This is a genomic window from Bradyrhizobium sp. CSA112 (assembly GCF_029051645.1).
Lineage (GTDB): Bacteria > Pseudomonadota > Alphaproteobacteria > Rhizobiales > Xanthobacteraceae > Bradyrhizobium.
This window is the reverse complement of sequence record NZ_JAACFS010000003.1, coordinates 456,594-470,328: the sequence shown is the minus strand read 5'-3', so window position 1 is coordinate 470,328 and position 13,735 is coordinate 456,594. Positions and strand designations below refer to the sequence as shown.

At 64.9% G+C, this 13,735-nt stretch carries 10 protein-coding genes; 5 read left to right on the top strand and 5 right to left on the bottom strand.

The genetic code is table 11. From position 1 onward, the window contains the following. Nucleotides 1-233: 233 nt before the first annotated feature. The 3 genes from GWE18_RS09660 (at nucleotide 234) to GWE18_RS09650 (ending at nucleotide 6,475) form a co-directional block, all read left to right on the top strand. Entirely contained in the window at nucleotides 234-5,564 is a 5,331-nt protein-coding gene (locus GWE18_RS09660) for a negative regulator of septation ring formation (protein ID WP_275185518.1), read from the top strand. A gap of 180 nt (nucleotides 5,565-5,744) precedes the next feature. Beyond that, entirely contained in the window at nucleotides 5,745-6,047 is a 303-nt protein-coding gene (locus tag GWE18_RS09655) for a hypothetical protein (protein WP_057900650.1), read from the top strand. Beyond that, nucleotides 6,044-6,475 carry a type II toxin-antitoxin system VapC family toxin gene (locus tag GWE18_RS09650; protein WP_275185517.1) on the top strand — a complete coding sequence of 144 codons (432 nt, stop codon included), beginning with the start codon at nucleotides 6,044-6,046 and terminating at the stop codon, nucleotides 6,473-6,475. Before GWE18_RS09655 ends, GWE18_RS09650 begins: the two co-directional genes overlap by 4 nt. A gap of 30 nt (nucleotides 6,476-6,505) precedes the next feature. On the opposite strand, the gene GWE18_RS09645 is transcribed toward GWE18_RS09650, so the two are convergent. The 3 genes from GWE18_RS09645 to GWE18_RS09635 form a co-directional block, all read right to left on the bottom strand. Then, nucleotides 6,506-7,399: an MlaD family protein gene (locus GWE18_RS09645; protein WP_275185516.1), complete on the bottom strand. Its 894-nt coding sequence runs from the start codon at nucleotides 7,397-7,399 to the stop codon at nucleotides 6,506-6,508. Between the two features lie 114 nt (nucleotides 7,400-7,513). Then, nucleotides 7,514-8,284, bottom strand: a complete 771-nt coding sequence (locus tag GWE18_RS09640) for an ABC transporter ATP-binding protein (protein ID WP_275185515.1) — start codon at nucleotides 8,282-8,284, stop codon at nucleotides 7,514-7,516. 2 nt (nucleotides 8,285-8,286) lie between these two features. Beyond that, a complete protein-coding gene (locus GWE18_RS09635) occupies nucleotides 8,287-9,420 on the bottom strand; it encodes an MlaE family lipid ABC transporter permease subunit (RefSeq protein WP_275185514.1) in 1,134 nt (377 codons plus the stop codon). Nucleotides 9,421-9,563: 143 nt separating this feature from the next. Between GWE18_RS09635 and dgcA the strand changes: the two genes are divergently transcribed. Further along, nucleotides 9,564-10,559: an N-acetyl-D-Glu racemase DgcA gene (gene dgcA, locus GWE18_RS09630; protein ID WP_275185513.1), complete on the top strand. Its 996-nt coding sequence runs from the start codon at nucleotides 9,564-9,566 to the stop codon at nucleotides 10,557-10,559. Here dgcA and GWE18_RS09625 read toward each other — a convergent pair. Further along, on the bottom strand, nucleotides 10,529-11,728 hold the full coding sequence (locus GWE18_RS09625; RefSeq protein WP_275185512.1) for an MFS transporter: 1,200 nt from the start codon (nucleotides 11,726-11,728) through the stop codon (nucleotides 10,529-10,531). The genes dgcA and GWE18_RS09625 overlap by 31 nt on opposite strands. A gap of 76 nt (nucleotides 11,729-11,804) precedes the next feature. Here GWE18_RS09625 and GWE18_RS09620 point away from each other — a divergent pair, with 76 nt between their 5' ends. Then, nucleotides 11,805-13,076, top strand: coding sequence for a hypothetical protein (locus GWE18_RS09620; RefSeq protein ID WP_275185511.1), 1,272 nt, complete (start codon nucleotides 11,805-11,807; stop codon nucleotides 13,074-13,076). 75 nt (nucleotides 13,077-13,151) lie between these two features. Here the strand turns inward: GWE18_RS09620 and GWE18_RS09615 are convergent, their stop codons facing one another. Continuing rightward, nucleotides 13,152-13,715 (bottom strand): HdeD family acid-resistance protein, encoded by a 564-nt coding sequence (locus GWE18_RS09615; protein WP_275185510.1) that lies wholly within the window; start codon nucleotides 13,713-13,715, stop codon nucleotides 13,152-13,154. Nucleotides 13,716-13,735: the final 20 nt, after the last annotated feature.

Sequence of the window (13,735 nt, the reverse complement as noted above, 5' to 3'; positions counted from 1 at the left end):
TTAAGGCCTTAAGAAACAAAGCTGTTAACGATGATTAAGGATGATTAAGAATGTCTTAATCGCGGCCATTTCATTCGTATCGCTCAGCCAATAGGATGTTTGCGGATGTGGCGGACAAGGTGCCGGCGGGGCACGCCTTGCGTCCGCGGGGGCTTATGAATCCGGCTTCGAGCTTGCGGGGGCTTTTTGCAAGAACGGCTGGACGCGTAAAGTTAAGAGGGCTCGGACTGAACATGGCGAACAATCCCAAGAAGGTCAAAGATCCCACCGAAGTCGCGCTCTCTGCCATTCAGGAAGCGCTCAACATCAGCGATACGAGCGTCGACAGCAGCCGAAATCCGATCGGCAGCGAGCTCACGCCGCCGACCATGCCCTCAGCCGCGCCCAGCTACTCCGAAACGCCGTTCGACACGCGCGGAAGCGCGGAGCGCCAGGTGTTCGATCCGATTGAGGAGCCGCGCAGCCCCCGTCGCGCCGCCAATGACGATCGCGAAACCATCGGACAAATTCTGCAGGCGATCCAGAAGAACCGCCCTGCCCGCAGCGTTTACACGCTTGCGACCATCTTCGGTGGCGTCTGGATCGTCGGCTGCGCTCTGTTGACCGCTGCCTTCCTGCCCTCGCTGCAGGCGGCAATCGGACAGAGCGGCGGCGTGCTGGTGCTCGCCGGCCTTGCCGCATTGTTCTTCGCGCCGGTGCTGTTGTTCTATTTCCTCGCCAGCCTCGCCTGGCGCGGCCAGGAAATGCGGATGATCGCGCAGTCGATGGCGCAGGTCGCGATCCGCTTTTCCGAGCCCGAAGGAGCTGCCGCCGATTCGATGGTGACCGTCGGTCAGGCAATTCGCCGCGAAGTCGCGGCGATGGGCGACGGCGTCGAGCGCGCGATCGCGCGCGCCGGCGAACTCGAAACGCTCGTCGCCAATGAAGTCGCAGCACTCGAGCGCGCCTATTCCGACAACGAAGTGCGCATTCGCGCGCTGCTGCAGGACATCGCCCATCAGCGTGACAATCTGGTCGGCCAGGCCGAGCAGGTTCGCAGCGCCATTTCCGGCGTGCAGATCGATCTGCGCCACGACATCGCACTGATCTCGGACGCGATCGCCTCGCGCGTCGACGAGGTCGCAAAAAGCATCACCGGCGCGCTCGAAGAGCGCGGCCAGCACATCACGAGCGCGCTGAGCAATGCTGGCGACAACATGATCCTCGCGCTCGGCGAGCGCGGCGGCGACCTGCTCGACCGCCTCGAGGAAGCCAGCGCCGAGACCACGCGCGCCGTGCTCGACGCCTCCGAGCGGCTGACCACCAGCCTCAATTTCAAGACCGGCCACGTCCACGACGAGTTCGTCGATCTCGCCGACCGCGTCCATGAGATGCTGAACGAACGCATCGACCGTATAACCGGTGAATTCGAACAGCGCTCATCGACCATCGTCGACGGCATCTCCGACCGCACCGAGCAGGTCCACGACTCCCTGAAGAATTCCTCCGACTCGCTGCTGCTTGAACTCGAGCTGCGCTCGGGCGATCTCGTCAGCAAGATCGACGATGCCGGCAACCGCCTGGCGAGCCGCATCCTCACCTCCGGCGACAAGGCCAGCGACGCACTCGACGTGACCGTGAACACGCTGGTCGCCAAGGTGATCAGCCAGACCGAGAACGCGCACGACAGCCTCGCGCTGCAGATGAGCGCCTTCGACGAACTGGTGAAGAACCAGGGCTCGGAGCTCGCGGAAAAGTTCGCCCGCGACAGCGGCACGCTGGGCGCGCTGATCACGCGTCACATCTCGGAGTTCGATCGCACCGTCAAAACTTTCGGCGGCGACATCGTCGAGCGCATGGGCCAGCGTACCCAGGAGATCAGCGACAGCCTGAAGAATTACGTCGACACTTTTGACACCCGCCTGGTCGCGAACAGCGGCGAGATCACCGCTTCGCTCGATCAGCGCCTGCTGCAGTTCGAAACCACGCTCGGCACGCGCGTCAGCAACCTCGACGCCTCGCTCGAAAACAAGATCAAGTGGTTCGATGAGACCGTCGACGGCCGCCTGCAATCGCTCGAGACGACGTTCGATACCCGAGCCAAATCCGTCACCGAAACCATCGACAACCGTCTCAGCACGCTGACGGGCTCGCTGACCGACGGCGCGGCGCAGGCGATCCAGTCGATCGACCAGCGGCTCAGCCTGCTCACCTCCTCGCTGACCGAGGGCACCGCGCAGGCGATTGCAGCGGTCGACCATCGTATTGCCAATGTCACCGAAACCCTCGACGGCCGCAGCGCCTATCTGACCGACACCATCCAGGCGCGGTTCCAGGAAATTCATCAGGGCATTGAGACGCGGGTCGGCGACATCGCCAGTGGACTCGAGACGCGGGTCACCGGCCTTGCCAGCGGCATCGAGACCCGGGTCGGCGACCTCGCCAACGGCATCGAGACCCGGGTTGGCGCCATCGCCACCGATATCGACACCCGCGTTGCGCAGTTCGAGGATCTGCTCGGCTCGCGCATCGAAGCCGTGGCGGGCCGGATCGAAAGCAGCGGCCGTCAGGCCAGCGAAGACCTGATGTCGCGCGCCGAAATGCTGTCCTCCGGCATCAAGTCGCATGTCGAGGATGCCGAGCGTTCGCTGACCAACCTCGTGGTCAATACCGCCGAGACCATCCAGACCGGCGCACGCACCGCGCAGCAAGCGCTGCTGACGGTTTCCTCCGATGTCGGCGCGCAGTTGAAACTGACGTCGGCCGAGGTCGAAGCCTCCCTCGCCGCTGTCGGCACCGGCGCGGCCAATTCGATCCTGACCAGCGCCCAGGAAGCCCAAACCACGCTGGTGTCCGCCTCCTCCGAGGCTGCCTCGCAGATCAAATCTCTCGCCGCCGACGTCGAGCGCACCCTCTCGGCCGCAGGCGATGCCACGGCCGCATCGGTTCTATCAGGCGCGCGCGAGGCGCAGACCACGCTGGTTGCCGCGTCCACGGACGCAGCAAGCCAGGTCAAGTCGCTCGCCTCCGACGTCGAGCGTTCGCTGTCGCTCGCCGGAACGGCAACGGCCGAGGCCGTCACCGCAGGCGCCCGCGAAGCCCAGAGCACGCTGGTCGCCGCCTCCACGGAAGCCGCCAATCAGGTCAAGTCGCTCGCGGCCGACGTGCAGCGTTCGCTGTCGATCGCCGGAACGGCGACCGCCGAGGCGATCACGGCAGGCGCCCGCGAGGCCCAGAGCACCCTCATGAACGCGTCCGCCGACGCATCGAGCCAGGTCAAGTCGCTCGCAGCCGATATGGAGCGTTCGCTCTCGATGGCCGGCAACGCCACCGCCGAGTCGATCACGACGGGCGCGCGCGAAGCGCAGAACGCGCTGATGACGGCATCTTCGGAAGCCGCCAACCACGTCAAGTCGCTGGCGATCGATGTCGAACGCACCCTGACCGCGGTCGGCGCCGAAACCGCCGCCGCCATCCTCGGCACCGCGCGCGAAGCCCAGAGCTCGCTGTCGGCGACCTCCGTCGAGGCCGCCAACCAGATCAAGGCGATCGCCGGCGATATGGAGCGTTCGCTCGGCGTCGTCACCGCCAGCACGACCGACACCATCCAGACCACTGCGCAGAACGCACAGAGCGCGCTGATCGCCGCGACGAACGAGGTCAGCACCAAGGTCAAATCGACCTCGGCCGATATCGAGCGTTCGGTGCTCGCCGCGAGCAGCAATTTCGGCTCGACGATGACCGGCAAGACCGACGAAATCGTCACCTACGTTCAGCAGCAGACCGATCGTCTGGCGCAGATCGTCGACAGTCGCCGCGGATCGCTGGTCGAGGCGCTGAGCGCGAGGACCACACAACTCACGACTGACATCGACCGCGTCACCGCCGACGCCCTGAAGTCGATCGAAACCCGCGGCCAGGCGTTCTCGCAATCGATGTCGACCCACGGCTCGGAAGTCGCGCGCACGATTACGTCCGCAGGCGACCTCGCCACCGGTGCGGTAGCCAAATCGCTGAAGGATCTCGAGCAGTCGTCGCGCTCGGCCATCGACCAGTCGCGTCAGGTTTCGATCGCGGCCGTCACCGAAATGCAGGAGACCAGCAAGATCCTGCGCACCGACACGGTGGCGCTGTTCGAGCGACTGCGCGAAGGCAACATCCTGCTGCAGGAGGTGCTGACCGGCGCCCACGATAATCTCAACTCGCTGGAGCGCGCGCTGGTGACCCGCGTGGCCGACTTCGTGTCCGCCATGAACGACGTCACCGCCCACAACGGGGTCGCCACGCAGACCCTGGACGACCAACTGACCGTCTTCAACTCCAAGACCTCGAAGGCACTGGAAGATCTCGGCGCGCTGTCGAGCGAGTTCGAAAAACACGGCAAGTCGCTGGTCGAAGCAGCCAGCGTGGTCGAACAGGCCAACCGCTCCACATCGACATCGGTCGCCGACCGCAAGTTGCAGCTTGAATCGCTAGTGACCACGATCGACCTGCGCACCACCGACCTCGACCAGCGCCTGTCACGCTTCACCGGCCTGCTCGACGAATCCCTCGCCGCGGCGGAGGAACGCGCCCGCGATATCGCGCGCGTGGTCGCGGAAACTGCGGGCGCCGGATCGGCGGCGATCAGCCGGCAATTCGAGGCGGTTCGGGCGGCGGCTGAGAACGAGCGGCAACAGACCCTCGATGCGATGAACCACCTGTACCAGCAGAGCACCCATGAAACAGATGCGATGTTCAAGCAGTCGACGGAGAAGTTCGGTGCGATGGTGCAGGCCATGAAGCAGATGGCGGCCGAGATGCATCAGGAGCTCGAGGCGACCCGCAACGAGCTGCGCCGCGGCGTGCTGGAAATGCCGCAGGAGGCCGCCGACAACACCGCGCAGATGCGCAAGGTGATCGTCGATCAGATCGAGGCGCTCGCCGAGCTCAACCGCATCGTCGCGCACCATGGCCGCGGGCTCGACGTCGTGACCTCCGGCCGCGCCAGCGTGCAACGCCAGGAGGAGCCTGTGATGGCATCCGCCGCCGGCGGCCGCAATGAAGTGCGCATGCGCGACGCCGGCAGCGCATCGACCCTGCCCCCGCCGGATCTGGGCATGCCCGCCCAGCGTCGCACCGAAGCCCCACCGGTGAGCCCGGTAAGCCAGGATGCCGGACGCGACGGATGGCTGTCCGACCTGCTCCATCGCACCGACGCCGGTACCGGACGCGAGGCTCCCCGTGGCCGCGTGCCACAGAGCCCGGCCAATCCGCTGGAGTCGCTGTCGCTCGACATCGGCCGGCTGATGGATCGCAACCTCGCCGCCGAAATGTGGGATCGCTACCAGCGCGGCGAGAGCAAGGCGTTCTCCAAGCGGCTCTACACGCCGGCCGGCCAGAAGGCGTTCGACGAAGTCGCCCGCAAATATCGCGCCGACCGCGCCTTCAAGCAGACGGTCGACCGCTATATCGCCGAGTTCGAACGGCTGCTCGACGAAGTCGCGCGCGAGGATCGCGGACCGCAAGCCCTGCGCGGCCACCTCACCTCGGAGACCGGCATGGTCTACACCCTGCTCGCGCACGCGGCGGGACGGCTGGGGTAAAGACGCGAATAGTGAGTGACGAATAGCGAATTGAAAACGGAGGCCTCGCGGCCTCCGTTTTGTTTTCGGGAGATCTGTCGTTTCCACCAACGTCGGCCCTTCACCATCCAAATGCGCGTCTTGCAAACGGCCCCATGTCTGGCTATATTACCGGATATATTTAGGTATAGGGAATCTCCCATGGCCGATACCGCTCAGAAAAGAGCGATCCGGAATTATCGGACGCGGTTAGTAAAGCGCGGCATGGCGCGATTTGAGGTCCTTGGCCTCGACGCCGACCGCGACCTGATTCGATCGCTGGCGAGGCGCCTCGCGGAGAACGATCCGGATGCCGCGCGGATTCGAGCGGCTGTGAGCCAAACGATCACGGGCGAACCGCCAGGGAAAGGTGGCATCCTTGCCGCGTTGCGCCGCTCGCCGCTGGTCGGAGCCGATCTCAATCTCGCGCGTTCGCGCGACACAGGTCGCAAGGTCGATTTGTGACACGCTATCTGCTCGACACGAATATCATCAGCAACGTTACACAGCCGAATCCCTCCACGTCGCTGCTGGCATGGATGTCGGAACGGGCTGACGCTGACCTGTTCATCTCAGCACTGACCGTCGCGGAAATTCAGCGCGGGCTGCTGCAGAAGCCTGCCGGAAAGAAACGCGCCGTGCTGGAAGCCTGGTTCGCCGGTCCGGAAGGACCGCAAACCCTGTTCGCTGGCCGCGTGCTCGCCTTCGACGAGCAGGCGGCCTTGATCTGGGCGCGGCTGATGGCCGATGGAACGGCCAAGGGGCGGCCACGCAGTGCGCTCGACATGATCGTGGCTGCGACGGCGGAGGCCAATAGTTGCGTGGTCGCGACCGACAATGAAAAGGACTTTGCTGGATTGAAGTTCATCAACCCCGCTTCGAGCCCAAGGTAGGCGCTGAAAACGTTGGCGTTCGAGGACGGCCTACTGCTTCTTCTGTCCACTCGGCGCCCTTGGTGCCGCGGCTGCTGGCGGTGGCGGCGGCGGTGCTGCCGCCTGGCTGTTGCTGCTGCTGCCGCCGCCGAAGATCACCCGGGTCGGGTTGCGGTCGAAATTGTTCACGGCGCGGCTGATGTCGGAAAGGGTGCGGCGGCCATCGGCCATCAGCGCGCCTGACCGCTTGTCAAAATCCTCGGCGAGTTCGCGGATCGACTTCACCATCAAATTCAATTCGCCGCCGGCGGCGCCGCCTGCAATGGTGTTGAGACCGAGCATCAGACTGTCGGCCTTGCCCATCACGCCATCGACCCTGAGCATGACGTTGTCGATCTTCTCGGAGTTACGCGCGAGCGCGGCCGTGAAGGTCTCGAGGTTTCGCAGCGAGTTCTTCACCGATTCCTGATTGTCGGCGACCAGCCGGTTGACGTTCTGCAACGTGGCGCGAATGGACTCCGTCACATCCTGCAGCGCGCTCGGGTCGGCGGTCAGCATCGGAACGCCGTCCTCGTCGAGCGGCACGGAAGGCGCGGATTCCTCACCGCCCTTCAGCGAGATCGCCGCGACGCCGGTCAACCCCTGGAATTCGAGGCCGACGAGCGTGTCTTTGCGGATCGGGGCGTTGTTCTCGACCATCGCCAGTGCGACCACCCGCCGCGGGTTGTCGAGCTTCACCGAGACAACCTCCCCTATCCGAATACCGTTAAAGTTGACGCTGCCGCCGTTTCGAAGACCGGACGCCGGGCCTTCGAACACGATGCGGATTGGGCTGCGCTGCTTGGTGGTATGCAAGCTTTGAAACCACAGCACAAAGCCGAACGCGGCGGCGATCACTGCCAGCGTGAAGGCCCCGATCAGGACGTAATTCGCCCGCGTTTCCATAATTCAAGGTACTCCGAAATCTGGATCTGTTCAGCTTCGCCGATCAGACCCGTCATTTATCTGTTGTTTGAACACGATCTCATCAAAAACCGGTGCCCGCTTCGTGATCATGCTCTAGCCCATGACCGCGCGGGCGCGCTTGCCGTGAAAATATTGCCTCAGCCAGGGATGCTGCGAGGCCTGCATGTCGGCAATCGATCCTGCTGCAATGATCTTACCGTTCCCTAAAACCGCGATGCGGTCGCAGGCCGTATAAAGGCTGTCGAGATCATGGGTTACCATGAAAACCGTCAGGCCCAAAGTACGCTGCAGGGTACGCACCAGCTCGTCGAAATCGCCGGCGCCGATCGGATCGAGCCCCGAAGTCGGCTCGTCCAGAAACACCAGTTCGGGGTCGAGGGCCAGCGCGCGCGCCAGCGCCACGCGCTTGATCATGCCGCCCGACAATTCGGACGGGTAGCGGTCGGCGACGTCGGGCCGCAGGCCCACCATGCCGAGCTTGGCTATCATGATCTCGTCGAGCAGCCGCTGCGATACCTTGAGATATTCGCGCACCGGAAACTGGATGTTCTGCCGCACCGTGAGCGAGGAGAACAGCGCGCCCTGCTGAAACAGGATGCCCCAGCGGCGCTCGACGCCGCGGCGCTCCGCGGAGCTCGCCGCATCGAGATCGATGCCAAACACTTCGATGCGTCCGGCGATCTTGGGCACGAGACCGATAATGGTGCGCGTCAGCACCGATTTTCCGGCGCCGGACGGGCCGACAAATCCGAGAATTTCGCCACGCTTGACGTCGAGGTTGAGCCCGTCGAGTACGCGCGTCTTACCGAACTGCACGGTGATGTCGCGAACCCGGATGATGGCGTCGGAAATCTCGTCCGCCATGGTCACATTCCGATCGATGCGAAGAAGATCGCGAACACGCCGTCCATCACGATCACGAAGAAGATTCCCTTCACCACCGAGGACGTGGTGTGCTGCCCGAGCGACTCGGCGCTGCCCTGCACGGCCAGTCCCTCGACGCAGGCGACGATGCCGATGACGGCGGCCATGACCGGCGCCTTGATGATGCCGACGACGAAATGATCGATCGAGATGGCATCGCGCAGCCGCAGCAGGAAAGCTTCGGGCTCGACGCCGCCATAGAGCCACGCCACCAGCCCGCCGCCGTAGAGTGCCGCCATCGCGCCGAGGAACGCCAGGATCGGCAATGCCAGCACCAGCGCCAGCATCCGCGGCAGGATCAAAACCTCGATCGGATCGAAGCCCATGGTGCGCAGCGCGTCGATTTCCTCGCGCATCTTCATCGAGCCGAGTTCGGCGGTGTAGGCCGAGCCCGAGCGGCCCGCCACCATGATCGCAACCAGCAGCACGCCGATCTCGCGCAGCACCAGCACGCCCAGCATGTCGACCACGAAGATATCGGCGCCGAACTTGCGGAAATGGAAAATGCCCTGCTGCGAGATGATGCAGCCGATCAGGAAGGTGATCAGCACCACGATCGGCACCGCGCGCCAGCATACCTGCTCCAGGTGATGGATCGTCGAGGTCAGGCGGAAGCCGCGCGGGCGAATGATGACGTGGCCGGTCGCGGCGAGCACCGCGCCAAGCATGTCGATCAGCCCGATCAGCGTTCCGCCGATGCCGGCGACGCTGCGGCCGACCTGCTCCAGCATCCCCGTGATGGTCACCCGATCGGTTTCGACGATCGGCTCGGCTTTGACCCGGCGCACCTCGTCGACCAGGCTTGAATAATTCGCCGAGAGCCCGGCGATCTGGGCCTCGATGCCGCCCTGGGTCAGACTGCGGCGCAGCCGCTCGATCAGCCAGGCGCCGAACGTGTCGAGCTTCGACACCTGCGAGACATCGATGAAAATGTTAGGCCGGGTGCCGCCCAGCTTCTCGGCGTCGGCGACCATTCGTTCCAGCACCGGCGCAAAGCGGGCCGTCCACGGGCCAGCCGCGCACAGCGCCAGCCCGTTGCTCCTGGCTATCCGCTCCAATGTCGGGTTGCCGTTCACGATGCCCACCCCTCGGCCGATGCGCTACCCCTGCAAAACGCTTGGGTTCCGCACGCCGTACTGCCTTGTCGAATCTGCCCCTAACCAGCCATAGTTGGTAGCAGCGGGCAAGCTTACGGTTCAGAAAATTGCCAGATTTTAAAATGACTTCCAGCATTTCCCGAAAGCTTGCCGCCAGCATCGAGCACTGGCCCATTGCGGGCTCCTTCACGATCAGCCGGGGCGCCAAGATCGAGGCGGTCACGGTCGTCGCGACCGTCAGTCATGGCGGTCATACCGGGCGCGGCGAGTGTGTGCCCTACCCCCGCTATGGTGAAACGCCAGAGGCGACATTGCAGGCCATCGAGGCGATGCGGGAGCCGCTCTCGAACGGGCTGGATCGGCAGGCCCTGCAGGCGGCGATGCCCGCCGGCGCCGCTCGGAACGCGCTGGATTGCGCGCTGTTGGACCTCGAGGCCAAGAGCGCCGGCCGGCGGGTCTGGACCCTGCTTGGCCGGCCCGCGCCACGTCCCTGCACCACCGCCTTCACCATCTCGCTCGGCACGCCGGAGGCAATGGCGGCGGCGACCGCCAAGGCGGCGCACCGACCGCTGCTCAAGATCAAGCTCGGCGGTGACGGTGATGGCGGGCGGATATCAGCGGTGCGCCGGGCGGCCCCCGAGTCCGAACTGATCGTGGATGCCAACGAGGCCTGGACGCCGGACAATCTCGAACAAAACCTGGCCGCTTGCGCGAACGCCGGCGTGACGCTGGTCGAGCAGCCGCTGCCGGCCGGGCAGGATGAAGCGCTAGCACGCATCAAGCGAAGGGTCGCGGTCTGCGCCGACGAAAGCGTGCATGATCGCGCCTCGCTCGAAGGGCTTCGCGAACGCTACGACGCCGTCAATATCAAGCTCGACAAGACCGGCGGGCTGACCGAGGCGCTCGCGATGGCGGACGCCGCACAGGCGCTCGGCTTTGAAATCATGATCGGCTGCATGGTCGCGACCTCGCTGGCGATGGCGCCGGCCATGCTGCTAACGCAACAGGCCAGATTCGTCGATCTCGACGGTCCCCTGTTGCTGGCGCGCGACCGCGACGGCGGCCTGCGCTACGATGGCAGCCTGGTCTATCCGCCGGAAGCCGCCTTGTGGGGCTGATGTGTGAGCCGGTCCCGCGCCAGCCAGACCACCAGCCCGCCCAGGGCGGCCATCACGGCCATTACGTAGTAGATACCCTGTCCCCAGGTCTCGTAGATCGTGCCTGACGCGATCGCTGCGACGCCGGCGACGATGCCGCCACAGGCGGTAAGATAGCCCTGCGCCCTCGCCATCACGTGGCCGGGCACATGGCGCAGCATCAGCCCCATGACGCCGACCTGCGTCAGCCCGAAGCTCAGCGCATGCGCGAGCTGGACCATGGCGAGGATCGCAAGGGGCGGATCCTGTGCCGTTATCACCCAGCGCGCGGCTGCGCTCAGCGCCGCGATCACCACCAGCATCGACGGCTGCAGCGTGAATCGCGGCGACAGCGCGAACAGCACGATCTCGGCAATCACGCCCAGCACCCACAGAACCGCTATCGTCAGCCCGTCGTATCCCGCTTGCTGCCAGGCGATCGACGCAAAAATGTAATAGGCGGCATGGCTGCCCTGGATCAGCGCCGACGCCACGATAACAGCGATAAAGCCGCCGTCGCGCAGCAATTTGCTCGCGCCCCCGGTGACCGGGCGAACGGTCCTGGTGTCGTCCAGCGGCTCCAGCGCGAGGCTGGCCAGCGCCCCGATTGCGGCCGCGCCGGCGATGATCCAGATCAAATTTCGGGCGGCGATGAGATCGAGCAGCATCCCGCAGACCAGCGCGCCGAGGACGAAGGCGGCCGAGCCCCACAGCCGCAGCGGTCCATAGTTGAGGCCATAACGCTTCACGCCCCGCAACGCATAGGCATCCGTCAGCGGCACCATGGGCGTCCACAGGCAGCAGGTCAGGGCATAGATCAGGAACACCAGGACCGGCAGATGCTGGCTGCCCAGGATGAAAAAGCCCAATGCGGTGGCAAAGGCGGTCACGATGATGCCGCCGCGCAAGGCCTGACGCCATTCCGCAAAGCCCGTCACCAGCGGAAGCACCGTAAACCGCGTCACCGGGGGAACGGCCGTGATCAGCCCGATCCAGAACGCATCGATCCCGACCGCTTTCAACCATACCGTGAAAAACGGCAGATGGGCGCCGGTCATGCCGAACAGCGTGCCGTAAAACAGCGCCACCCGCGTTGCGAATCGCTTCGATGCGCCTTGAGAAGCGATGGGGATTTGTGATTCGCTCAGCATCAATTCAATTGCGATTCGGGCAATATCGTGTTGTCTCGTTATCGCAAGGCGCGCTGATTTGCGCGAAGAGTTTGACATGGCCGACGAAGTATTCGCCCTTTCGCCGATCTCAGCACGCGCCGCGCGGCCGGGCGAGGAGGACTATGCCGCGATCGCCGAAGCCTTCATGGAGACTTCGCGAGGCCGCTGGTTCCTGACCGAATACGCCAAACGCAACCGCAATGCCGACACCCGCATGGTGCTGGACGCGGTGATGCGGATCGAGCACAGCCTCGCCGCCCAAAGGGAGGAAACCCTTCAGCGGGAAGAAAGTCTCCGCCGGGAGGAAGGCCTTTCGGTGCAGCAGGCCGCGGAGGCCGTCGCCGCGGCGGCCGCGGCGCAGGAACGCTTGACCGAGGCGCTCGCCGCCATCCGCGGTGCGGTTAAGGCTGCCGAGGAATCGGCGGTCGAGGCGCTCGACAGCCTCGCGCTGGAGCAGCGGCTGGCGCCGGTCCGCAAGGGCGCGCGGGTGCTGCGGGAAATCGCCTGGCGGTTGCGGGAAATCGGCAATGACGGGCGGATCTGCGACCTGATCGATTCGCAGGTCACCGTCATCGAAAAGGGCACCGAACAGTTCTCCTCCGAGGAGGCGAGAGCAGGCCTCCATGCAGCCTTTGCTGCCCTCCAGGGCCGCCTTGTGGAGTTCGGCGACCACGACCGTCCGCCGGCCGAGACCGAGGCGGCTGCCTCCCCGGCCGCGCAGGAAATCGAAACAGGCTTGGCCGAAACAAGCTCGGCGCATGAAGCTGCCGAGGCCGCGCTTGCGGCAGCGGCCGTGCTGAGGGAAACGGAAACGCCGCCGGCCCCCGAGCCCGCCGCTGCTGCCCAGGAAGCCATCGTCCAAGAGACCTCGATCCAGGACACCTCGCTTCAGGACAGCTCGATCCAAGACACCTCGATCCAAGATACCGCCGTCCAAAACGCCGACGCTCAAGACGCCGACGCCCAAGACGAGGCGGTCCTCGATATGATCGCGATGGAGATGGGCGCGCCGGATCCGATCAGCGACGACGAGATCGCCGAAGCGATAGCCGAGCAAGCCCGTCAGGCGCAGCCGGCGCCGATCACTCCCGCGGTGGTCGCAGAATCACCCAAACCAGTCGCCACGCCATCGCCGCCGCCGGTTCAACAGGTCGTTCAACCGCCGCCTCCGCCTGCCGCACCCGCGCCTGTGCCGGCGGTGGAAATGTCGCTCGGCTCGAGCCTCATCGCGAGCGGCATGCTGCGAAAGCCGGTCACGGCGGCCAACGACCCGCTGGCGCCGATCCGGCGCATGAGCCAGGCCGAGAAGATCGCGTTCTTTTCGTAAAAGGCCTCTGCCCTGCCGCTTGAAGCTCCCCGGCTTCCAGGAGCTGGCGGCGGTCAGCCGAGCCTGGCGAACCGGCTATGCGGCGCTGGTAGTGGGCTTCCACGCGTAAGCGAGCCACCCGATCCCGTGAGAAATCAGATCGACGCCGAGGAGGAAGCCGAGGACCCACAATCCCGTCATCGGGAATCCCGTCAGAATGACGAGGCCGGCCAAGACGCCGAATACGCCTGATAACAGCATGATCCAGCCCGCTTCCCGCCAGTGGCTGATGCCGAGCAGGATGCGAACGACACCGGAAATCAGAAACACCAGGCCGAGGACGTAGGTGAGGATCAGCGCGCTCTCCACCGGCTGGCCCACCAGCACGATGCCAAAGGCGACGTACAGGATGCCGAGAAGCACCTGCCATACGAACCCTCCCCATCCCTTGGTCCAGAACGCGTGGAATATCTCGAACGCGCCCGCAATGATGGCGACCCAGCCGATGAAGATGGTGCTGATGAGGGTGACAAGCATGATGTCGCCGAGAACCAGAAAACCCGCCCCGATCATCACGAGGCCGAGCAGGACGCAAATCCAGAACGGCGGCGCACGCAAATTGGTGGCGCCGATCGGCGAGCTGTTGTCATAGGTCGTCATGTCATTCTCCTCGCCTCAGG

Bases quoted from the DNA above. Each gene is read 5' to 3' on its own strand.
- GWE18_RS09660 (WP_275185518.1), top strand. From the start codon at position 234: ATGGCGAACAATCCCAAGAAGGTCAAAGATCCCACCGAAGTCGCGCTC.
- GWE18_RS09655 (WP_057900650.1), top strand. From the start codon at position 5,745: ATGGCCGATACCGCTCAGAAAAGAGCGATCCGGAATTATCGGACGCGG.
- GWE18_RS09645 (WP_275185516.1), bottom strand. From the start codon at position 7,399: ATGGAAACGCGGGCGAATTACGTCCTGATCGGGGCCTTCACGCTGGCA.
- GWE18_RS09640 (WP_275185515.1), bottom strand. From the start codon at position 8,284: ATGGCGGACGAGATTTCCGACGCCATCATCCGGGTTCGCGACATCACC.
- dgcA (WP_275185513.1), top strand. From the start codon at position 9,564: ATGACTTCCAGCATTTCCCGAAAGCTTGCCGCCAGCATCGAGCACTGG.
- GWE18_RS09625 (WP_275185512.1), bottom strand. From the start codon at position 11,728: ATGCTGAGCGAATCACAAATCCCCATCGCTTCTCAAGGCGCATCGAAG.
- GWE18_RS09620 (WP_275185511.1), top strand. From the start codon at position 11,805: ATGGCCGACGAAGTATTCGCCCTTTCGCCGATCTCAGCACGCGCCGCG.
- GWE18_RS09615 (WP_275185510.1), bottom strand. From the start codon at position 13,715: ATGACGACCTATGACAACAGCTCGCCGATCGGCGCCACCAATTTGCGT.